We start from the raw sequence: 22,664 nt of genomic DNA, 5'->3' as shown, positions 1-22,664 counted from the left end.
CGAGCCGATTCAGAGGAGGTTCTATTATATGCGGGTATCAGGAGTAACTGTTCGCAAACGATTAGCAGCAGTTTTAATTGCGGGTTTTTTAATTTTTTTAATTATTGACACAAGGCTTGGGTATGTACAACTTTTCATGGGCGATGCGCTCACAGAAAAAGCTAAGGGGCTTTGGAGCAGAAATATCCCTTTTGAACCAGAGAGAGGGAAAATCCTAGATCGTAACGATGTACCACTAGCTACGAATAAAAGCGCTCCGACGGTTTTAATTATGCCAAGGCAAGTTGAAGATCCGGCAAATACAGCTGAACAGCTGGCAAAAGTGTTAAATACAACGAAAGAAAAAGTATATGAACAAATTACCAAGTCCGCTTCTAGCGTCTATCTACGCCCCGAAGGCCGTAAAATCTCACATGCTAAAGCAAATGAAGTGAGAAATTTGAATCTAAAAGGTGTGTATATTGCAGAAGATTCTAAGCGCCATTATCCATTCGGTAGCTATCTCTCGCATGTGTTAGGATTTGCGGGAGTTGATAACCAAGGTTTAATGGGCTTGGAACTTTACTATGATAAGGAGTTAAAAGGTGAACAAGGTTCAGTTAAGCTCTATTCAGATGCAAAAGGAAAGAAAATGCCCAATATTGCAGATGATTACACAGAGCCGGTTGATGGACTGGATTTAAGGTTAACCATTGATTCTAGAGTAAATACAATTATTGAGCGAGAGCTCGATAATGCACAAACTACCTATAACCCAGATGGGATGATTGCTATTGCAATGAATCCTAAAACGGGTGAAATTTTAGGAATGTCAAGTAGGCCAACATTTGACCCTGCTGATTTCCAAACGGTTGACCCAGATGTTTATAACCGTAACCTTCCGATATGGAGTGCGTATGAACCTGGTTCCACTTTTAAAATCATCACTCTAGCAGCTTCTTTAGAAGAAAAGAAGGTTGATTTATTGAAGGACCAATTTTATGATGATGGAGCTGCAGAAGTGGGCGGTGCGAAACTAAGGTGCTGGAAGCGTGGAGGACATGGACAGCAGACTTTCTTAGAGGTTGTACAAAATTCTTGTAACCCAGGTTTTGTCGAACTCGGGGAGCGTTTAGGGAAAGACACGCTTTTTAAATACATCCGTAACTTTGGTTTTGGTGACAAAACGGGTATTGACTTACAGGGTGAAGCAAGAGGGATTTTATTTCCGCTCGACCGTGTTGGTCCAGTAGAACAGGCAACTACTGCTTTTGGTCAAGGGGTGGCTGTTACGCCTATTCAACAAGTTGCTGCCGTAGCAGCAGCTGTAAATGGTGGGACCTTGTATACGCCTTATATTGCTAGGGAATGGGTTGATCCCAAAACCGGAAATGTTGTTCGGAAAAATGAACCTGAAGCGAAGCGCAAAGTTATTTCTGAAGAAACATCAAAACAAGTTCGATTTGCTCTTGAGAGCGTCGTTGCTCAAGGGTCAGGTAAAAATGCGTTTGTAGAAGGATACAGAGTCGGTGGTAAGACGGGAACAGCTCAAAAAGCAAAAGATGGAAAGTATTTAGAAAATAATCATATTGTTTCATTTATTGGATTTGCTCCCGCCGATGATCCCGAACTAGTGGTATATGTAGCGGTAGATAATCCAAAAGGCACTACTCAATTTGGTGGAGTCGTTGCTGCACCAATCGTAGGAAAGATTATGGAAGATAGCTTGCCAGTGTTAGGTGTACAACCTCGTACAGGCCAAATTGAAAAGGAATTGACGTGGCTGGATACACCAATGATAAAAGTACCAAATTTTGTAGGGTTATCAAAAAAAGAGTTACAAGAGCAGTTAGTTAATTTAAAATTAGATGTGAGTGGTTCAGGGGAAAAGGTCATTAAACAATCACCGGAGGCTGGAACGAAGGTGAAAGAAGGCGAAACAATTCGAGTATACATGAGTAATTAAGTCATATATATATGAGTGATTACGTGGTACAATAGAAGATGTTTCATTTTATAGAATAAGTAATGGCATGACCCAACTCTTTTATTCTATTCGTTTTATTCACTATAAGTGGAACTATCTACTTGTATGTTTGAGACAATTAAGCCTTGAGGGAGTTCCCTCGTGGCTTCTTTTTCTGTAAAATGTTCAAGGTGATATTTCGCTTTACACATAGAGAGGACATGGTAACAATGGATTTAAGAAAGCTATTAGGACATTTACATGACTTCGTGCAAATTCCTGAAAAAAACATTGAAATTACTTCAATTGAAATGGATTCAAGAGAAGTAAAGCCGAGAGCACTGTTTATTTGCGTAAACGGTTATACGGTTGATGGACACGATTTTGCGCAAACAGCTGTCGAAAAAGGTGCCGTGGCTATTCTAGCGGAACGTCCGCTTGATGTGGACGTACCTGTTATCTTAGTCAAGAGTACCAAAAGAGCAATGGCTGTGTTAGCAGATGCGTTTTATGGCCATCCAACGCAAAAATTACGTTTAATTGGCGTAACGGGAACAAATGGTAAAACAACCACTACACATTTGATCGAACATATGTTTAAAGCGCAGCAAAAGAAAACAGGGCTCATTGGTACAATTGAAATCCGTATTGGCGATCAGTCGTATGACGTGAAAAATACCACGCCAGAATCACTAACTTTACAAAAAACATTTGGACAAATGGTAGAAGAAGATGTTGAAGTAGCAATGATGGAAGTATCTTCACACGCGCTTGATATGGGGAGAGTGCACGGATGTGACTTTGATGTCGCTGTGTTTACAAATCTGACTCAAGATCACCTAGATTATCATGAGACAATGGATGATTATCGTCGAGCGAAAGGGCTATTATTTGCTCAATTAGGCAATGCTTATTATAGCGACAAGCGCCCTAAGTTTGCGATTTTAAACGCGGATGATAAAGCATCAGAAGAATATATTCGCAGCACGGCAGCTACAGTCATTACATATGGCATTGATAATGAAAGTGATATACGTGCAAAAAATATTAAAATGACAAACGGTGGTACAACGTTTACGCTTGTAACTCCTATGGAGAGCGTGGAAGTAACGATGCAGCTTGTTGGGAAATTTAGCGTATATAACGTACTAGCAGCAACTGCAGCTTGCTTAGTGTCGGATATGCCACTGTCCGTTATTGTCGAGGAAATAACGAAATTACAAGGAGTCTCTGGTCGTTTCGAGTTAGTAAATGAAAACCAAGATTTTACGGTCATTGTTGATTACGCACATACACCAGATAGCTTGGAAAATGTGTTGCAAACGGTAAAGCAATTTGCAACAAATAATATCTATACTATTGTTGGATGCGGTGGAGATCGTGATCGCACAAAGCGTCCAATTATGGCGAACATTGCAGCTTCTTACAGTACGGAGGCTATCTTAACATCTGATAACCCAAGAAGTGAAGATCCAGAAGCCATTTTACATGATATGGAACAAGGGATTAAAACAGATAATTTCGTTACGATTGTTGACCGAGCAGAAGCCATCAAATTTGCGGTATCAAAAGCTCAGAAAGATGATGTTATTGTCATTGCAGGAAAAGGGCATGAGACTTATCAAATTGTTGGTAATCAAGTTCTGGATTTTGATGATCGTGAAGTAGCACGTAAAATGATTAGGGAGCGAAATTTGTAATGAATTGTTTGAAACAAAAACTAGGAAACATCAATACATTAAATGAGGAGGGAATGACATGCTAGAGCCAGCTATTTTATTAACCATCGGCTTAGCCTTCCTCATTACGGTTTTATTGTCGCCGGTATTCATTCCGTTTTTACGAAGATTAAAGTTTGGTCAAAGTATTCGCGATGAAGGACCAAAATCACACCAGAAAAAATCAGGAACGCCTACAATGGGCGGGATCATGATTTTACTATCAATCATTGTGGCAACGCTAATCATGGCTAATCAATATGCAGAGGTAACGTATCGTACGTTCCTGCTGTTATTTGTAACAATTGGTTTTGGATTGTTAGGGTTTTTAGATGATTTTATTAAAGTGGTATTAAAGCGAAATTTAGGTCTAACATCAAAGCAAAAGTTTTTAGGGCAAGTGGTTATTGCGATTATTTTTTATTTCATCGCTAGACAATTTGAATTTTCAACTGAAGTAACGATTCCGGGAATTCCAACGCCAATTGATCTTGGGTGGTTTTATGTTATCTTCTTAATTATCTGGTTGGTCGGCTTCTCAAACGCAGTAAACTTAACAGATGGTCTAGACGGTTTAGTATCAGGTACAAGCGCGATTTCCTTTGGTGCCTTTGCTGTTTTAGCATGGAATGCAGGTCAATTGGAGATTTCTATTTTTTCAGTCGCTATTGTAGGCGCAGTTTTAGGCTTTTTAGTATTTAACGCATATCCAGCAAAAGTGTTCATGGGAGACACAGGCTCACTAGCTTTAGGTGGAGCTATTGCAACGATTGCAATTTTAATGAAAATGGAATTTTTACTTGTTATCATTGGCGGTGTTTTTGTTATCGAGACGTTATCCGTTATGATTCAGGTAGCATCATTTAAAACAACGGGCAGACGCGTTTTCAAAATGAGTCCATTACATCATCACTATGAGCTAAGCGGTTGGTCCGAGTGGCGCGTCGTTATGACATTTTGGGCTGTAGGATTATTGTTTGCAATGCTTGGAATTTACATTGAGGTGTGGATATAAGTGAAAACAATTGATGGTTATCAAAATAAACAAGTACTTATTTTAGGGCTTGCAAAAAGTGGTTTAGCAGCAGCAAAACTTGTAAAGAGTCTAGGGGCGAAAGTGGTTGTGAACGATCAGAAACCATATGATGAAAATGATGCAGCTCAGGAACTTGAAGCTATTGGCATTAAGGTGATTTGTGGTCATCACCCATTAGAGCTACTTGATGGTGTGGATGTAATTATAAAAAACCCAGGGATTCCGTATTCTAACCCTCTTCTTCAGGAAGCATTAAAGCGCAAGCTCTCAATTATTACTGAAGTAGAACTAGCATATCAAGTTAGCGAAGCGCCTTTCATAGGGATTACGGGGAGTAACGGAAAAACAACAACCACTACGTTAATTTATAAAATGCTAGAAGAAGATCGTAAAAACCCGCTAATTGCAGGTAATATTGGTACAGTGGCTTGTGAAGTGGCGCAGGAAGCAAAGTCAGAAAACGTTATTGTAACGGAACTTTCTTCATTTCAATTGATGGGCATTGAAACTTTTAAACCCAAGATTTCTTTATTTTTGAACCTATTTGAAGCGCACTTAGATTATCACGGTACGAAGGAAGAGTATGCGCAAGCGAAAGCCAATATCTTTAAAAATCAAACACAAGATGATTTTGCTGTGGTTAACATGGATGATGCAGAAGTGAGGAAAGTAAGCGAAGGTATTGCTGCACAAATTGTGCCGTTTTCTGTTAAAGAAGAAGTAAAAGATGGTGCATACCTGCTAAACAACCAGCTATATTTCTGTAACGAAGCGGTTATGAATGTAAAAGATGTTGTTTTACCAGGTAAGCATAATTTAGAAAATATTTTAGCTGCAATTGCGGTCGTTAAGCTGTTGGGTTGTTCAAACGAAGCGATATATCGAGTGCTTACAACGTTTGCAGGCGTTAAACATCGCGTTCAGTATGTGACAACCATTAACAAGCGTAAATTCTACAACGACTCTAAAGCTACCAATATATTGGCAACAACAGTAGCGCTGTCTGCTTTTACACAGCCGACCATTTTATTAGCCGGTGGATTGGACCGAGGTAATGAATTCGATGAATTAAAACCATCCTTGGAACATGTGAAAGCTGTCATTACATTTGGTGAAACCGCACCAAAAATTGAGCGCGTCGCAAAAGAAGCAGGAATACAAGTGGTTAAACGTGTCGATAATGTTAAACAAGCAGTAATTGAAGCATATGACTGTTCAGAAGAAGATGATGTTGTACTATTATCTCCGGCTTGTGCAAGCTGGGATCAGTTCAAAACTTTTGAAGAACGTGGAGACATGTTTATCAAGTCTGTGCATAAACTGAAATAAGGGCTTGTCTAGACACCTAGAAAACAAGAGCCCTAATCTATTGTTTCGAGGTGCATGACATTGTCGACGAAAAGGTCTACGCCAGATTTTTTTCTTATAATCGTTACACTATCACTTTTAACGATTGGGCTTATTATGGTTTACAGTGCAAGCGCAGTATGGGCTACATATAAGTTTGAGGATTCATTCTTTTTTGCCAAGCGTCAGCTTTTATTTGCTGGGTTAGGTATATGCGCTATGTTTGTCATTATGAACATTGACTATTGGACATGGCGAACGTGGTCCAAAACGCTTGTCATTATTTGTTTTGTACTATTAATATTGGTTTTAATTCCGGGTGTAGGTTTGGTAAGGAACGGTTCTCAAAGTTGGATTGGGGTAGGCGCTTTTTCAATTCAGCCCTCGGAATTTATGAAATTTGCAATGATTACCTTTTTAGCCAAATATTTATCGGAAAATCAAAAGAACATAACATCCTTTAAAAAAGGGATGGTACCAGCTTTATCTTTTGTGTTCCTGGCTTTTGGTATCATTATGCTTCAGCCAGATTTAGGAACAGGAACAGTACTAGTGGGAACATGTATCGTTATGATTTTTGTCTCAGGGGCTCGTATTAGTCACTTTGTAGGCCTGGGTTTACTTGGCATAGGAGGATTTGTTGTACTTGTATTATCTGCTCCTTATCGAATTAAACGAATCACTTCGTTTTTAGATCCATGGGAAGATCCGTTAGGAAGCGGCTTTCAAATTATTCAGTCCTTATATGCAATTGGGCCAGGAGGACTTTTAGGATTAGGGTTGGGGCAAAGCCGGCAGAAGTTTTTCTACTTACCAGAGCCTCAGACAGATTTTATCTTTGCAATTCTGTCAGAAGAGCTTGGTTTTATCGGAGGCTCATTGGTTTTAGTACTATTTAGCTTGTTATTATGGCGTGGTATACGAGTAGCGCTAGGTGCGCCCGATCTATACGGTAGTTTCTTAGCACTTGGGATTATTTCAATGATTGCCATTCAGGTTATGATTAATATTGGAGTAGTAACTGGATTGATGCCAGTTACCGGTATTACACTGCCGTTTCTAAGTTATGGAGGTTCTTCACTGACTTTAATGCTTGCTGCAGTAGGAGTATTGCTGAATGTTAGTCGCTACTCTCGCTATTAAAGATACCATATTAACTTAACGATAAACCTAATGATAAACCGTCAATGAAACCTATGAAAAATAGGTGTTAATTGGCGGTTTATTTTGTTTCTTTACAGGTGTATGATATTTTTGAATGAAATGTTTTAAAAATGTAATGTTGTCATAACCAAATCTACTGTCAACTATGATATGATGTGAAAGATTGAGTATTTTTTTATAATAAGCTAGCAAATCCTGTTTACATAGGTTATTGCATGAAATATATTAAAACAATTGATAAAATAATATTGAAAGCTTCACTAAAATCTAAAATAGACGTACATTCTTTAGGTGAATGTCATACGATAAATAAATGTAATGATGGATGACAACAGTAAAAATGGTTAGTAGGAGGTTCTTATGGAAGCTTTAGTAAAAGAATTAATGGAATTAAATATTGGAAGAGTTCGTGAAAATGAACCGTTGTCCAAACATACAACAATGAAGATTGGTGGACCTGCCGATGTACTTTTGGAACCAAGCTCTGTAGAAAATCTAAAAATAGCAATGGACATTATTCGTAAACATAACGTGAAGTGGAGAGCTATTGGACGCGGCTCTAACCTATTGGTATCGGATAAAGGAATTGAAGGTGTTGTCATTAAGTTAGGAGCAGGACTTGATGATTTACAAATTGACGGAGAGCGCGTTACAGTAGGAGGAGGCTACCCTAGCATTAAACTTGCTACTGTTATTACAAAGCAGGGTTTATCAGGCCTTGAGTTTTCAAGTGGTATTCCAGGTTCAGTGGGCGGTGCAGTCTACATGAATGCAGGTGCTCACGGTTCTGATATGTCACAAATACTAGAAAAAGCGTATATTTTATTTGAAGACGGAACGTTAGAATGGCTTTCAAATAAAGAGATGAAGTTTTCTTATCGCAACTCAATTTTACAAAAAGAGCGCCCAGGGGTTTGCGTGCAGGCAGTTCTACAGCTAAAGAAAGGAACTCGCGATGAAATCGTAGGAGTTATGCAAAAGAACAAAGATTATCGTCGTGAAACACAGCCTTGGAACTTCCCTTGTGCAGGTAGTATTTTCAGAAACCCACTACCAAACTATGCGGGAGATCTAATTGAGAAGTCTGGCTTAAAAGGTTATTCAATTGGTGGAGCCCAAATTAGTGAAATGCACGGTAACTTCATTGTAAATACGGGTAACGGCACGGCAAGCGATGTCTTGGCATTGATTGATCATGTAAAAAAAACAATCAAAGAACGCTTTGACATTGACATGCATACAGAAGTAGAAATAATAGGTCGTTAATAACAAAACGATGCAAAAACTAAGGGGATGGACCTTGATTCTATGCTATAATCAAGGTATTCTAACAAGAAAATGGGAAAATGAGTGAGGGAAAGCAGGGCGCTTTCTCAACAGGGTAAGGGTGAAACAAAATGGATAAAGATAAAAGCAAGTTAATTGTTCTTGAAGATCGCGTGCCTAAGCTCAAAGAGCAGCGTAAGCATAAAACAAATAGGCGGCTTATCTTTTATTTATCACTCTTTTTCATCCTTATTCTATTCATTGTATATTCGCAATCATCCCTAAGTAATATTTCAAAAATTGAAGTTATAGGGAACGAATATGTGGGTAGTAAGGATGTTATAAAAGCAAGCAACCTAACAAATAAAACAAGCTATTGGGAAGTCGATAAAGATCAGGTAAGCGAGCTGGTAGAAAAGCATCCTGAAATTCAAACAGCGACGATTATTAAAAGCTTTCCTAATAAGGTAACAATTAAAGTGAAAGAATACGAGCGCACAGCATACGTATTTTCAAACGGTACATATTTCCCCGTCAATGAAAATGGAAAAGTTCTTAAAGCAATCAAAAGTAGCGAAATGATATCAAGTGCTCCTTTGCTTGTAGAATGGAATGACCCGGAAGCTATTCAAGAGATGGTACAGGAACTAGCCAAGACGCCGGTAAGCCTTGCAAGTTCTATTTCAGAGATTTACTATATGCCTACTAAAGCAGAACCTCTCCAAGTTGAAGTGTTTATGAACGATGGTAGAGAAGTGAGTGCAAAGATAAAAAATTTCTCGGAAAAAATTGTGTACTATCCAGCTATTGTAAAAGAGTTAACGCCAGAACAACAAGGCGTAATTGATTTGGAAGGAAACTCTTTTACACCCTATAAGAAAAATGAACAGAAAAGCGATGAATAGCCGTCAACCCTTTCGTTTGATGGCTGTAACAGCGAGTGAAGAACGTGATATAACCTTAATGTGTTAAAAAAGATAACATAATTAGGGAAACGTTGAAATTTCGCTTTTCTAGCTTTCATTCATGGTGTAGACTTATAGTTATAGTAAATAGTTATTCTATGAAAAAATATACGTTCGGTATAAAAACGTATTTGAATCAATTAATTGAATGAAATTGAAAGACTAACATGAAAAAGTCGAAAAAAATTGAATTTACAAAAGGGAAAAAGCTTAGTTTGTTGAATATTTTCATATAATAAAAGCTAAATCGAAAGTTTGTTGTTCTTCTGACGTCAAAGTAGTAAAGATGTGTAGAATGTAAAAGGAGGTGCCAAAGAATGAACAGCAATGAAATATACGTTAGTTTAGACATCGGTACATCCAGTGTGAAAGTAATCATCGGAGAGATGAGTAACGATTCATTGAATATCATTGGTGTGGGGAATGTAAAGTCACACGGGTTGAAAAAAGGTTCTATCGTTGATATAGACGCAACAGTTCAATCAATTAGAAAAGCAATAGAACAAGCTGAAAGAATGGTTGGCATTACAATTAAAAAGGTAGTCGTGGGCATTAGTGGGAACCATGTGTTTTTACAAGATTGTCACGGTGTCGTGGCGGTATCAAGTGAAAATCGTGAAATTGCTAATGAAGATATTCACCGAGTAATTGATGCAGCACAAGTTATGTCCATTCCACCTGATCGTGAAATCATTGATGTTATTCCGAAGCAGTTTATCGTAGATGGATTAGAGGGAATTAATGATCCTCGTGGGATGATTGGCGTACGCTTAGAAATGGAAGGCACAATTATTACGGGGTCTAGAACGGTGTTACATAACTTATTACGCTGTGTAGAGAGAGCCGGTTTAGAAATCAGTGATATTTGCTTACAGCCACTTGCCTCTGGTTCAATTGCTTTGTCTCGCGATGAAAAAAACCTAGGAGTTGCACTGGTTGATATCGGCGGAGGCTCTACTACTATTGCTATCTTCGATCAAGGGCATTTAAAAGTGACGACCGTAGTAGCAATTGGTGGAGAACATATTACAAAAGACTTATCAATTGGGCTTCGAACATCAACAGAAGATGCAGAAGCTATTAAAATTAAGCATGGACATGCTTTCTATGACCATGCATCAGAAGAAGAGGTATTTAGCGTACCTATTATTGGTAGCGATCAGCACCAGCAGTTTAATCAACTCGAAATCTCTGATATTATTGAAGCTAGATTAGAAGAGATCTTTGAGATGATAACGCAGGAAGTGAACCGTTTAGGATACAAAGATATTCCTGGTGGTTTTGTTCTAACAGGTGGTGTTGTAGCAATGCCAGGCATTTTAGAGCTAGCACAAGTTGTGTTAAAAAACAATGTGCGCATTGCTGTACCTGATTATATTGGAGTTCGTGAGCCGCATTACACAACGGGTGTAGGTCTCATTAAGTTCGCTTATAAAAATGCAAAAATTCAAGGGCGTGAAATTGGAGCCCCAGTTGTGGAAGAGCAAGTATTTGAGGAAGAGTTTGTTCCAGCAGCGAAACCTCAGCAGCAACAAGCGCAGCCACAGCAGTCAAATGAGAAGCCAAAAAAGAAAAATGACCAAAATTTAATGAAGAAGTTTTTTGGATACTTCTTTGATTAACGTTACGGATTGGTAATTTCGATGAATTAGGAGGAACTATCATGTTGGAGTTTGATACAAGTGTAGACCAATTAGCAACGATAAAAGTAATCGGTGTAGGGGGCGGCGGTAACAACGCAGTAAACCGTATGATTGAACACGGTGTTCAAGGCGTAGAGTTTATTGCGGTTAACACAGATGCCCAAGCGTTAAATTTATCAAAAGCAGAAACAAAAATGCAAATCGGCGCTAAGCTTACTCGCGGTCTTGGTGCTGGAGCCAATCCGGAAGTAGGAAAAAAAGCAGCGGAAGAAAGTAAAGAACAAATTCAAGAAGCTTTAAAAGGTGCAGATATGGTGTTCGTTACTGCAGGTATGGGTGGTGGAACAGGAACTGGTGCTGCTCCTGTTATTGCTCAAATCGCAAGAGAACTCGGCGCTTTAACAGTAGGCGTTGTCACACGTCCGTTCACATTTGAGGGGCGTAAACGTTCTACGCAAGCAGCTGGTGGTATCGCTTCTATGAAAGAAGCTGTCGATACGCTAATCGTTATTCCAAACGATCGCTTATTAGAGATTGTAGATAAAAACACGCCAATGCTGGAAGCATTCCGTGAAGCAGATAATGTGCTACGTCAAGGTGTACAAGGTATCTCTGATTTAATCGCGGTACCTGGACTTATTAACTTAGACTTTGCTGATGTAAAAACAATTATGTCTAACAAGGGTTCTGCTTTAATGGGAATCGGTATTGCAACAGGTGAAAATCGTGCGGCTGAGGCAGCCAAAAAAGCTATTTCAAGTCCATTACTTGAAACGTCTATTGACGGTGCTCAAGGTGTACTGATGAACATTACAGGTGGAACAAACTTAAGCCTTTATGAAGTTCAAGAGGCGGCTGACATTGTTGCTTCTGCATCAGACCAAGAAGTAAACATGATTTTCGGTTCTGTTATCAATGAAAACCTGAAAGACGAAATTGTTGTTACTGTTATTGCAACAGGCTTTAGTGATCAAGACCTGTCTCAAGGTAAGCCAGGACGACCATCTTTAACAGCTAACCGTGTGCAGCAACAGCAACAGCCTGTGGCTCCGCCAAAGCGTGAAGTGAAGCGTGAAGAGCCTGTTCAACAAGAATATTCTCGCCCAACGCAGCCTCAATCATCAGATGATGCTTTAGATATTCCAACGTTCTTACGTAACCGAAATCGTAGACGCTAAAAAAACGTGCTGATCTTAAAAGAGATCAGCGCGTTTTTCTTTTTTCTTTATTCTTTGCTCAATAGATAAAGAATGACAAATATCGGATTATTTCCTCAAAAATACTGCTTGTTTCCCCCCATGAAATGACAGACTTTCTACTAGATTATGCTTTATACTAATTTTTAACAAAAGAGATTAAGAGGAATGGAGAGGTTCAATCAGTGCCAATCTATTTAGATTTAATCTGGATTCTTAATTTTGGATTAGATACAATTTTGTTGCTTTTATGCGCAACGGTTTTAAAGCGGCAGTTTAAATGGTGGCGACTGTGCTTAGGGGGATTTATTGGCTCTTTAATTGTACTTCTTATGTTTACTCAATTTTCTGATATTATGCTGCATCCCGCAGTTAAAATTCTGTTCTCCCTCATTATGGTGTTAGTAGCTTTTGGGTATAAGCGTCTTCGCTTTTTTATTGAAAACTTATTAACATTTTATTTTTCAACGTTTGTCGTAGGTGGTGGGTTAGTAGGAATTCATTTTTTGTTTGATCAACAATATTTGCTGGTAGATGAAATGGTGAGTACACAGCCACAGTTTGGAGACCCTATCAGCTGGTTATTCGTATGCTTAGGCTTCCCTATTCTAGCCTACTTCTCAAAGGCTAGAGTTGAAGATATGAAGATGAAAAACATTACGTTTGATCAGCTAGCGGATGTGAAGATTAGTTTAAACGGTGTAGAAATTCATACAAAAGGTCTTATTGATAGCGGTAACCAGCTTGTTGATCCATTAACGAAAACACCTGTTATGATTGTTGCAGCATCCTTACTTGAAGAAGTCCTTCCTTCCTCGCTGCTTCAATTAAGTAAAAATGTCCAATCATTTTCGCATGATGAGGATATTGATCATGACTGGTATGCGAGGGTGAGATTTGTGCCGTATAGAAGTGTCGGACAGTCTAATCAGCTATTGTTGGCTCTAAAGCCAGATCATGTAACCATTGTTCATAACTCCCAAGAAATTCATGTTGAAAAGGTGTTGGTTGGAATTAGCCATACAACATTATCGGTTGAAGGACAATATGAATCAATTATTCATCCCAAGCTATTAGTCATTGGAGAAGTCAGCTCAGCTTCTTAATTTGAACAAAAATAAAAGGGGGAAATTGAATGTCTACATATCGTATTCGGCTACAGTTATGGTGGTACAAGTTATTAATTAAATTAAAAATTAAAACAGATGAAGTATATTATATTGGTGGGAGCGAAGCATTACCGCCACCTCTAACAAAAGATGAAGAAGAAGTGTTACTGAAAAAACTTCCTTCTGGTGATGAAGCGGCAAGGTCTTTACTAATTGAGCGAAATTTACGCCTAGTTGTCTATATTGCACGTAAATTTGAAAATACGGGGATTAATATTGAGGACTTAATTAGCATTGGGACAATAGGCTTAATAAAAGCAGTAAATACATTTAATCCAGAAAAGAAAATCAAACTAGCTACGTACGCATCGAGATGTATTGAAAATGAAATTCTCATGTATTTAAGACGAAATAACAAGATTCGTTCAGAAGTTTCGTTTGATGAGCCGTTAAACATTGATTGGGATGGGAATGAGCTTTTACTTTCGGATGTAATGGGAACGGAAGAAGATATCATTACAAAAGACTTAGAAGCGAATGTAGATAGGAAGCTGTTATTAAAAGCTTTACATCAACTTAATGATCGTGAAAAGCAAATTATGGAGTTAAGATTTGGATTAGCAGGTGGGGAAGAGAAAACGCAAAAGGATGTAGCGGATATGCTTGGTATTTCTCAATCGTATATTTCACGATTAGAAAAGCGAATTATTAAAAGGCTCCGAAAAGAATTTAATAAAATGGTGTAACAAAATGCGGTAACAAGTAGGCGTTCTGACTCTGCTGTTACCGCATTTTGTTTCAGGAATAAAATGTAAGAATTTTGAATGTGCATATTTTTTCCTTTCAAGGAGATACTGAACTCAGAACATCATCTCCTGTGAGGAGGGAAAGAATTGACAAGAAATAAAGTAGAAATTTGTGGAGTAGATACTTCAAAGCTTCCTGTATTGAAGAATGATGAGATGCGCCTTTTATTTAAGGAGCTGCAAGCTGGTGATGAAACCGCTCGTGAGAAGTTAGTGAGTGGTAACCTACGTCTTGTTCTAAGTGTAATTCAGCGTTTTAATAATCGCGGAGAATTCGTTGATGATTTATTTCAAGTGGGTTGTATTGGCCTCATGAAATCTATTGACAACTTTGATTTAGGACAAAACGTAAAATTTTCTACATATGCTGTTCCGATGATTATTGGAGAAATTCGCCGCTACTTGCGAGACAATAACCCAATTCGGGTATCAAGATCATTAAGAGACATTGCATATAAGGCACTCCAAGTTCGAGAAAGATTAATGAGTGAAACATCAAAAGAGCCAACTGCAGAAGAAATAGCCAAAGTATTAGAAGTTCCACATGAAGATATTGTATTTGCGTTAGACGCTATTCAAGACCCAGTATCATTATTTGAACCTATCTACAATGATGGAGGAGATCCTATTTATGTGATGGATCAGCTTAGTGACGAGCGAAATCGCGATTCTACTTGGATTGAAGAAATAGCCTTACAGGAAGGGATGCGTCGACTAAATGAGAGAGAAAAACTAATTTTACGAAAACGCTTCTTTCAAGGAAAGACTCAAATGGAAGTGGCTGATGAAATTGGGATTTCACAAGCACAGGTATCTCGTTTAGAAAAAGCAGCCATTAAACAGATGAATAAGAACATTCAAAGCTAATATTTTTGGCTTCATACGTATGATAAACCGCCGCATGGATCAGTCTGTGCGGCGGTTTGTTTGATAGAAGAAAAAGCGCGTAAAATTACCGTTTCTTTCATGAAATCACTCAAGTTTAAATATACATATACAAAGAGATTTCTACGTTTTTTAAAATAACGTGTTGGCTAAGAGAATAGGGGGAATAGGGATGTTAAAGATTTCTGAATTTCAAATTAAAGATGTGGTTAACGTAGCAGACGGCAAGCGCCTTGGACATGTAGGAGATATTGATATTGATTTAGCCACTGGTAAAATTCAAGCGATTGTCATTGGGAACTCAAGAATGCTTGGTTTTTTTGGGAAAGAAGAGGAAATTGTCATTCCGTGGCGAAATATCGTAAAGATTGGTTCTGACGTTATTTTAGTACGCTATAAAGACAGCTACGAACTTGAAGAGAATTAATGTATTTTTATAAACAGCTATTCTCAATCTGTGGTACAATATTTGAGAACAATAGATAAAGGGTGTGTCACATACATGAATAAAGCTGCTTTTACAAAAAGCCATCATGAATCGTTTATGTGGCTTCGTCCGTGGATGGATGAAAATAGTCAGCTGTTAAGTGGCTTTACGACTAAAAACGGTGGAATAAGTGAGCCTCCGTTTACTTCATTCAACCTTGGACTGCACGTACATGACAACAAAGAACACGTTATTTTAAATAGAGAACTATTAGCTAACCATCTAAATATGCCCTTATCGAATTGGGTTTGCGCTGAACAAGTACATAATTCGGTTGTACAAAAAGTAACGCGTAAGCAATCAGGAAAGGGAATGCATGCTTATGAAGATGGAGTTGCACAAACAGATGGAATTTATACAAATGAATCAAACGTTTTGTTAGCACTATGCTATGCAGACTGTGTACCTCTATATTTTTATGCTCCAAATCATCATATGGTAGGGCTAGCTCATGCTGGATGGCAAGGAACAGTTAAAGATATTGCGGGTGAGATGATTCGAAAATGGGTACAGGAAGAGCAAATACCTGTTGAAGATATTTATGCTGCTGTAGGGCCAGCGATTGAATCATGCTGCTATATTGTCGATGACCGCGTCATTTCAGCAGTGAATGAAGTAGCGTCGTCAGCGGACGTATATGTGCAAATTTCTCCGAATCAATATCGACTAGATTTGAAAAAACTAAACGTTTATTTGATGAAAAAAGCTGGTGTTAATGAAGCAAATATTATCGTTTCATCCCATTGTACAAGCTGTGAAGATGATCTATTCTTTTCGCATCGTCGCGATCAAGGTAAAACCGGTCGTATGTTTAGCTTTATAGGTTTTAAGGAGGATTGACTACATAGTGACAGCAAGCGTAGCAAGCAATTTAGAACAAGTAAAAGAACAAATTAACCTAGCCTGTGAGAAGGTAGGGCGTCACCCAGAAGAAGTAAGGGTTGTAGCCGTAACAAAATACGTTTCTACTGAGCGCGCACAAGAGGCCGTAGAAGCAGGCCTTATACATCTAGGAGAAAATCGTGATGAGGGCATGACGGAGAAGTATGAGGAAATTGGTGACAAGGCCACATGGCACTTTATTGGAACGCTCCAAACGCGTAAAGTGAAAAATATTATCAATCAAGCATCGTATATTCATTCGTTAGATCGTTTATCGCTAGCAAAAGAGATTAATAAGCGAGCGAGTAAGCCAGTAAAATGCTTTGTACAGGTAAACGTTGCGGAAGAAGAATCTAAGCATGGGCTATCAGCAGATGAGGTTGTTCCATTTATTCAAGCATTAGAGGAATACCCAAATGTTCAAGTTGTTGGGTTAATGACAATGGCTCCTCATACGGACGATGAGAAGGTATTAAGAAATTGTTTTAAAGATTTAAAAAAGCTACAGCAAGAAATTCAAACTCTTAATTTACGCTATGCTCCTTGCCAAGAGCTTTCAATGGGAATGTCAAATGATTACCAAATTGCTATTGAAGAAGGAGCAACGTTTATTCGATTAGGAACCACATTGGTTGGTTAAGAACGTTAAGGAGGTGTCAGGCGATGAGTATGAAGAATCGTTTAAAAAATTTTTTTGCCATGGATGATGAGACAGAAGAGTACGTAGAAGAACGATATGAACAAAAAGAATATGACAATGAACCTGCTGCTGTTCAACCTTCTAAGACGCAAAAGCAAGTTAGCAGTCAGCAGCAACAGCAAAATGTTATAAGTTTGCAAAGCGTACAAAAATCATCGAAGATGGTCTTATCTGAACCACGCGTTTATGCCGAAGCCCAAGATATTACCGATCATTTAAAGAACCGCAAAGTCGTTGTTGTCAATTTACAGCGAATTCAGCGTGATCAAGCAGTAAGAATAGTCGACTTTTTAAGCGGAACGGTTTATGCTTTAGGTGGTGACATTCAAAAAATCGGAACCGATATTTTTTTATGTACGCCAGACAATGTCGATGTTAGTGGTAGCATTTCAGATATGTTCACTGAACATGAAACAAGCAACGTAAAGAGGTGGTAACCGTATATGGAAATCGTACTTAGGATTTTGCTTCAGTTAATCGAGATTTATTCATGGGCGCTCATTATTTACATTTTTATGTCATGGGTTCCCGACATTCGCGCATCTCGATTTGGACAAATGCTGGGAAGCATTTGTGAACCTTACCTTGAGCCGTTTCGACGAATCATTCCTCCGCTTGGAATGATTGATCTCTCACCACTGGTAGCTATTCTTGTGTTACGCTTTGCAAGTGGTGGACTCGTATCGCTATTTAGAATGTTAGGGTTCATATAAAAAGGAATCATTTGATTCCTTTTTTACATACGAGCAAGGAGAGTAGACATGTCTATTTATCAACATTTTCGAGAAGAAGAACGAGCATTTATTGACCTCGTATTAGAGTGGAAAGAAGATGTTCTTAATCAATATAGTCCAAAGCTGACGGACTTTTTAGACCCACGCGAGCAGCAAATTGTTTCAGCTATCATTGGAACAGAAGGAGAAGTGCTTGTTTCGTTTGACGGTGGAAGTGAACAAGGAGAACGAAAGCGAGCGCTTTTATATCCTGATTATTATGAGGTGGGAAATGAAGATTTTCAACTGAGCTACTACGAGCTGCACTATCCTAGTAAATTTGTTACGGTTGAGCACCCTCAAGTGTTAGGAGCATTAATGTCGCTTGGGTTAAAACGGTCAAAGTTTGGTGATGTTTTGGTACAAGATGAGCGCATACAGCTGGTTATTGCCGATGAAATATCTTCTTACGTGGAAGCAAACTTCACGTCAGTGGGTAAAGCCAAAATATCTCTTGTAAAAAAAGACCGCACAGAGTTACTTCAAGTTCAAAGTGAATTTCAGGAAAAAACGTATACTGTATCATCCATGCGGTTAGACGTTTTACTATCTACCATTTACAATTTATCTCGTCAAAAGGTGCAGCCGTTTATTGGAAGTGGAGCGGTAAAAGTAAATTTTAAAACGGTTGAACAGCCTTCTTTTGAGTGCAAAGCAGATGATATACTTTCACTAAGAGGTTTTGGTCGAAGTAAAGTTATATCAGTTGAGGGGAAAACAAAAAAAGATAAGTGGCGAGTAATTGTAGGGAAACAACAATAACAAAAATTGTAAGCAGGAAACAAAAAAATATGTCGAATATTCCATTACAAACAATGTAATGAGACAACGTGGAGGTGGCCTACATGCCTTTAACCCCTTTAGATATTCATAACAAAGAATTTAATCGTGGGTTTCGTGGATATGATGAAGACCAGGTCAATGAATTTCTTGACCAAGTAATTAAGGATTACGAATTAATTATTCGTGAGAAAAAAGAATTAGAAGCGCGAGTAACTGAGCTTACTGAAAAAGTAGGGCATTTTACTAACATCGAAGAAACGCTGAATAAATCAATTTTAATTGCTCAAGAAGCAGCAGAAGACGTAAAGCGAAACGCAGAGAAAGAAGCGAAGCTAATTGTAAAAGAAGCGGAAAAGAATGCTGACCGCATTATCAATGAAGCTTTATCAAAGTCTCGTAAAATTGCGATGGATATTGAAGAGACGAAAAAGCAGTCAAAAGTATTCCGTACGCGTTTTAAAATGTTAATTGAAGCCCAGTTAGAAATGTTAAACAGTGATGATTGGGATCAATTAATGGACTATGAAATGCCTGCGTTAGAAGAAAAAATTGACTAGTCAAGACAGAACCTTGACTTCTTTCGTTTTGTTGTCATATAATTTGGTAACAGATGAAATTTCATACGTATAGTACGGAGATAGGGACAGTAGTTTCTTACATGATTACGTTTAGCGAACCGAGGAAGGTGAGAGCTCGGTCTAATCTAAGAAACGAATATCACCCTGGAGTATTGCTGCTGAAACGAAGTAAGCAGCGACGTGTTATTCACGTTACGAATGCTGAGAGGACAAACGGAAGTGCTGTTTGTCTACAAGGGTGGTACCGCGGGAGACCTTCTCGTCCCTTTTTGGGATGAGAAGGTCTCTTTTTGTTGTAGCTATATACGGAATGAAATTTACGATTTTATGGAGGTTAGAACTTTGGAATATAAAGATACGTTATTAATGCCGAAAACAGAATTTCCGATGCGTGGAAATTTACCAAATCGTGAGCCACAAATGCAAGAAAAGTGGGCGGGAATGGACATTTATGCAAAAGTTCAAAAGCGTACAGAAGGTCGTCCATTATTCGTGTTACATGATGGCCCTCCTTATGCAAATGGTGATATTCATATGGGGCATGCACTGAATAAAATCTTAAAGGACTTTATCGTTCGCTATAAATCCATGTCAGGTTTTTGTGCACCGTATGTACCTGGTTGGGATACGCACGGTTTACCGATTGAAACAGCTTTAACAAAGAATAAAAAAGTCAACCGTAAAGAAATGAGCGTTGCTGAGTTCCGTAAGCTTTGCGAACAGTATGCATGGGAGCAAGTGGAAGGTCAACGTGAACAGTTCAAACGTTTAGGTGTGCGTGCTGATTGGGATAACCCTTATGTGACGCTTCAGCCTGAATACGAAGCTCAGCAAATTAAAGTATTTGGAGATATGGCGAAAAAAGGCTATATCTACAAAGGACTAAAACCAGTTTATTGGTCTCCATCTAGTGAATCAGCGTTAGCAGAAGCTGAAATTGAATATTATGATAAGCGCTCTGCGTCTATTTACGTGGCGTTTAATGTAAAAGATGGTAAAGGCGTAGTGGAAAGTGATGAGAAATTTATCATCTGGACAACAACGCCATGGACAATGCCGGCAAACTTAGCTATTGCTGTAAACCCAGAGCTTCAATATAGCGTAGTGGCCGTAGATGGTGCTAAATACATCGTGGCATCAGAACTTGTTGAGACCGTTGCAAAAGAGATTGAATGGGTTGAATATGAAGTAGTGCGTACTATGAAAGGTGCTGAACTTGAGCACGTAGTAGCAGAACATCCAATTTACAAGCGTGATTCTCTACTCGTTTTAGGTGACCATGTTACAACTGATGCGGGTACTGGGTGTGTTCATACGGCTCCAGGACACGGGGAAGATGACTTTATTGTGGGTCAAAAATACGGTTTAGGTGTACTTTGTCCAGTTGACAGCAAAGGTCATATGACAGAGGAAGCGCCTGGATTTGAAGGCTTATTCTATGATAATGCGAACAAGGCCATTACTGAAAAGCTTCAAGAAGAAGGCGCCCTGTTAAAGCTATCATTCATCACGCATTCATATCCACATGACTGGCGTACGAAAAAGCCGACAATTTTCCGTGCAACAGCGCAATGGTTTGCATCAATTAAAGACTTCCGTAAAGAGCTATTAGAGGCAGTAGAAAAAACACAGTGGGTTCCTGCTTGGGGCGAAACTCGTCTTTACAACATGGTTCGTGATCGTGGAGACTGGTGTATTTCTCGTCAACGCGCATGGGGCGTACCAATTCCTGTGTTTTATGCTGAAAATGATGAGCCGATTATTACGGATGAGACAATTGAGCATGTATCAGAGCTGTTCCGTCAGCATGGTTCAAACGTATGGTTTGAGCGTGAAGCAAAAGATTTATTACCGGAAGGCTTTACTCATCCTGGTAGTCCAAACGGTCATTTCACAAAAGAAACGGATATTATGGACGTATGGTTTGATTCTGGATCTTCTCACCAAGCTGTACTTGAAGAGCGTGAAGGGTTACAGCGTCCGGCTGACCTTTATCTAGAAGGGTCTGACCAATATCGCGGTTGGTTTAACTCAAGCTTATCTACAAGCGTTGCTGTAACGGGTGAAGCACCTTATAAAGCCGTTTTAAGTCATGGTTTTGCTTTAGATGGTGAAGGTCGTAAAATGAGTAAATCACTTGGTAACACGGTTATTCCAGCTAAGGTTATGAAACAGTTAGGTGCAGATATTCTACGCTTATGGGTAGCGTCTGTTGACTACCAGGCAGATGTACGCGTATCTGATAACATCTTGAAACAAGTAGCTGAAGTATATCGTAAAATTCGTAATACGTTCCGCTTCTTATTAGGAAACCTAGCAGATTTCAATCCACAAACGGATGCGATTTCAGTAGATCAGCTTCGTGAAGTAGATCGTTACATGCTAGTTAAGCTCAATAAATTAGTGGATAAAGTGAAGAAATCATACGATGCATATGAGTTCTCAAGTATTTATCATGCAGTTCATAATTTCTGTACGATTGATATGAGTTCGTTCTATTTAGATTTTGCAAAAGACGTATTATATATCGAAGGTGCAAACAACGTAGAGCGTCGTAGCATTCAAACCGTTCTTTACGAAACGCTACTATCTCTAACAAAGTTAGTATCTCCAATCCTTTCTCATACAGCTGATGAGGTATGGGTTCATATTCCAAACGTAGAAGAAGAAAGCGTCCAGCTAGTTGATATGCCAGAAGTGAAAGAAATTGCTGGTGCAGATGAGCTCGAGAAAAAATGGGATGCGTTTATGGAACTCCGTGACGAAGTGTTAAAAGCACTTGAACAGGCTCGTAATGAAAAGGTAATCGGAAAATCTCTTGAAGCTAAGTTGACTCTATATCCAAACGCTGAGACGAAGCAATTGTTAGCGTCTATCTCAGAAAACGTAGGTCAATTGTTTATCGTTTCAGGCTTAGAGGTTGCTGGTGACGTAGCAGATGCGCCGGAAACTGCACAGCGCTTTGAGCACGCAGCAATCGTTGTGACACCTGCTGAAGGAGAAAAATGTGAACGTTGTTGGACAGTTACAACAACAGTTGGTTCAGACTCAGCTCATCCAACATTATGTGCAAGATGTGCAGATGTGGTGAAAACGAACTACGTTCAGCAGTAAAGCGGAAAAAGAGGCTGGGACATAAGTAATTCAGCCAATGATAAACCTGAACGATTGAGAGTTTCTCACTTTTAATCGTTCAGGTTTTTTTGATTGTGAAAACAATGTTGGAAACAGGGTGGAATGGAGCGTAGGACACTCGACTCCTGCGGGAAAGAGAGGGAAAACGGAGATCCCGCAGCGCAGCGAGGAAGCTCAGGTTCCTCCCCGCGGAAAGCGAGTGGCTGTAGCGCAATGGAACGAACGTGTTGAGACAAACCAAAGAGA

20 protein-coding genes and 1 other annotated feature are annotated in these 22,664 nt (G+C 39.0%); all 20 genes read left to right on the top strand.

Going from position 1 to position 22,664, the window contains the following annotated elements:
* The first annotated feature begins 28 nt into the window (after nt 1-28).
* The 20 genes from MKZ18_RS15745 to ileS all read left to right on the top strand — a co-directional run bounded on the left by MKZ18_RS15745 (nt 29) and on the right by ileS (nt 22,397).
* Nucleotides 29-1,945 carry a stage V sporulation protein D gene (locus MKZ18_RS15745; protein WP_061784801.1) on the top strand — a complete coding sequence of 639 codons (1,917 nt, stop codon included), beginning with the start codon at nt 29-31 and terminating at the stop codon, nt 1,943-1,945.
* A 230-nt stretch (nt 1,946-2,175) separates the two neighbouring features.
* The gene (locus MKZ18_RS15740; RefSeq protein WP_061784802.1) at nt 2,176-3,645 is read left to right on the top strand and encodes a UDP-N-acetylmuramoyl-L-alanyl-D-glutamate--2,6-diaminopimelate ligase; all 1,470 of its coding nucleotides are present in this window, start codon (nt 2,176-2,178) and stop codon (nt 3,643-3,645) included.
* Nucleotides 3,646-3,703: 58 nt separating this feature from the next.
* Complete coding sequence (gene mraY, locus MKZ18_RS15735) at nt 3,704-4,678, top strand: phospho-N-acetylmuramoyl-pentapeptide-transferase (RefSeq protein ID WP_340842325.1); 975 nt, start codon at nt 3,704-3,706, stop codon at nt 4,676-4,678.
* Nucleotides 4,679-6,028 (top strand): UDP-N-acetylmuramoyl-L-alanine--D-glutamate ligase, encoded by a 1,350-nt coding sequence (murD, locus tag MKZ18_RS15730; RefSeq protein ID WP_061784803.1) that lies wholly within the window; start codon nt 4,679-4,681, stop codon nt 6,026-6,028.
* A 54-nt stretch (nt 6,029-6,082) separates the two neighbouring features.
* A complete protein-coding gene (gene spoVE, locus MKZ18_RS15725) occupies nt 6,083-7,189 on the top strand; it encodes a stage V sporulation protein E (protein WP_061784804.1) in 1,107 nt (368 codons plus the stop codon).
* A gap of 381 nt (nt 7,190-7,570) precedes the next feature.
* Nucleotides 7,571-8,476, top strand: a complete 906-nt coding sequence (gene murB / locus MKZ18_RS15720; protein WP_025908841.1) for a UDP-N-acetylmuramate dehydrogenase — start codon at nt 7,571-7,573, stop codon at nt 8,474-8,476.
* Between the two features lie 131 nt (nt 8,477-8,607).
* Nucleotides 8,608-9,381, top strand: coding sequence for a cell division protein FtsQ/DivIB (locus MKZ18_RS15715; protein WP_061784805.1), 774 nt, complete (start codon nt 8,608-8,610; stop codon nt 9,379-9,381).
* 377 nt (nt 9,382-9,758) lie between these two features.
* The gene (gene ftsA / locus MKZ18_RS15710) at nt 9,759-11,063 is read left to right on the top strand and encodes a cell division protein FtsA (RefSeq protein ID WP_025908843.1); all 1,305 of its coding nucleotides are present in this window, start codon (nt 9,759-9,761) and stop codon (nt 11,061-11,063) included.
* A 41-nt stretch (nt 11,064-11,104) separates the two neighbouring features.
* Nucleotides 11,105-12,262 carry a cell division protein FtsZ gene (ftsZ, locus tag MKZ18_RS15705; RefSeq protein ID WP_025908844.1) on the top strand — a complete coding sequence of 386 codons (1,158 nt, stop codon included), beginning with the start codon at nt 11,105-11,107 and terminating at the stop codon, nt 12,260-12,262.
* A 203-nt stretch (nt 12,263-12,465) separates the two neighbouring features.
* Entirely contained in the window at nt 12,466-13,386 is a 921-nt protein-coding gene (gene spoIIGA, locus MKZ18_RS15700; protein WP_025908845.1) for a sigma-E processing peptidase SpoIIGA, read from the top strand.
* A 29-nt stretch (nt 13,387-13,415) separates the two neighbouring features.
* Nucleotides 13,416-14,135: an RNA polymerase sporulation sigma factor SigE gene (gene sigE / locus MKZ18_RS15695; protein WP_025908846.1), complete on the top strand. Its 720-nt coding sequence runs from the start codon at nt 13,416-13,418 to the stop codon at nt 14,133-14,135.
* 147 nt (nt 14,136-14,282) lie between these two features.
* Nucleotides 14,283-15,062 carry an RNA polymerase sporulation sigma factor SigG gene (gene sigG, locus MKZ18_RS15690; protein WP_025908847.1) on the top strand — a complete coding sequence of 260 codons (780 nt, stop codon included), beginning with the start codon at nt 14,283-14,285 and terminating at the stop codon, nt 15,060-15,062.
* A 190-nt stretch (nt 15,063-15,252) separates the two neighbouring features.
* Entirely contained in the window at nt 15,253-15,507 is a 255-nt protein-coding gene (locus tag MKZ18_RS15685) for a YlmC/YmxH family sporulation protein (RefSeq protein ID WP_025908848.1), read from the top strand.
* A gap of 75 nt (nt 15,508-15,582) precedes the next feature.
* On the top strand, nt 15,583-16,407 hold the full coding sequence (pgeF, locus tag MKZ18_RS15680; protein WP_061784806.1) for a peptidoglycan editing factor PgeF: 825 nt from the start codon (nt 15,583-15,585) through the stop codon (nt 16,405-16,407).
* A gap of 7 nt (nt 16,408-16,414) precedes the next feature.
* Nucleotides 16,415-17,089: a YggS family pyridoxal phosphate-dependent enzyme gene (locus MKZ18_RS15675; protein ID WP_035320310.1), complete on the top strand. Its 675-nt coding sequence runs from the start codon at nt 16,415-16,417 to the stop codon at nt 17,087-17,089.
* A 23-nt stretch (nt 17,090-17,112) separates the two neighbouring features.
* Nucleotides 17,113-17,586, top strand: coding sequence for a cell division protein SepF (locus tag MKZ18_RS15670; protein ID WP_341344576.1), 474 nt, complete (start codon nt 17,113-17,115; stop codon nt 17,584-17,586).
* Between the two features lie 6 nt (nt 17,587-17,592).
* Nucleotides 17,593-17,862: a YggT family protein gene (locus MKZ18_RS15665; protein WP_025908851.1), complete on the top strand. Its 270-nt coding sequence runs from the start codon at nt 17,593-17,595 to the stop codon at nt 17,860-17,862.
* A gap of 48 nt (nt 17,863-17,910) precedes the next feature.
* Nucleotides 17,911-18,684 (top strand): YlmH family RNA-binding protein, encoded by a 774-nt coding sequence (locus MKZ18_RS15660; RefSeq protein ID WP_061784808.1) that lies wholly within the window; start codon nt 17,911-17,913, stop codon nt 18,682-18,684.
* Nucleotides 18,685-18,767: 83 nt separating this feature from the next.
* Nucleotides 18,768-19,262, top strand: a complete 495-nt coding sequence (locus tag MKZ18_RS15655) for a DivIVA domain-containing protein (protein ID WP_061784809.1) — start codon at nt 18,768-18,770, stop codon at nt 19,260-19,262.
* A 68-nt stretch (nt 19,263-19,330) separates the two neighbouring features.
* Nucleotides 19,331-19,553, top strand: a binding site (T-box leader).
* A 72-nt stretch (nt 19,554-19,625) separates the two neighbouring features.
* On the top strand, nt 19,626-22,397 hold the full coding sequence (gene ileS / locus MKZ18_RS15650) for an isoleucine--tRNA ligase (protein ID WP_061784810.1): 2,772 nt from the start codon (nt 19,626-19,628) through the stop codon (nt 22,395-22,397).
* Nucleotides 22,398-22,664 lie beyond the last annotated feature (267 nt).

This window comes from Priestia sp. FSL W8-0001 (assembly GCF_038050335.1).
Lineage (GTDB): Bacteria > Bacillota > Bacilli > Bacillales > Bacillaceae_H > Priestia > Priestia flexa.
The sequence above is the reverse complement of the archived record's forward strand: the minus strand, read 5'-3'. Positions and strand labels throughout refer to the sequence as shown.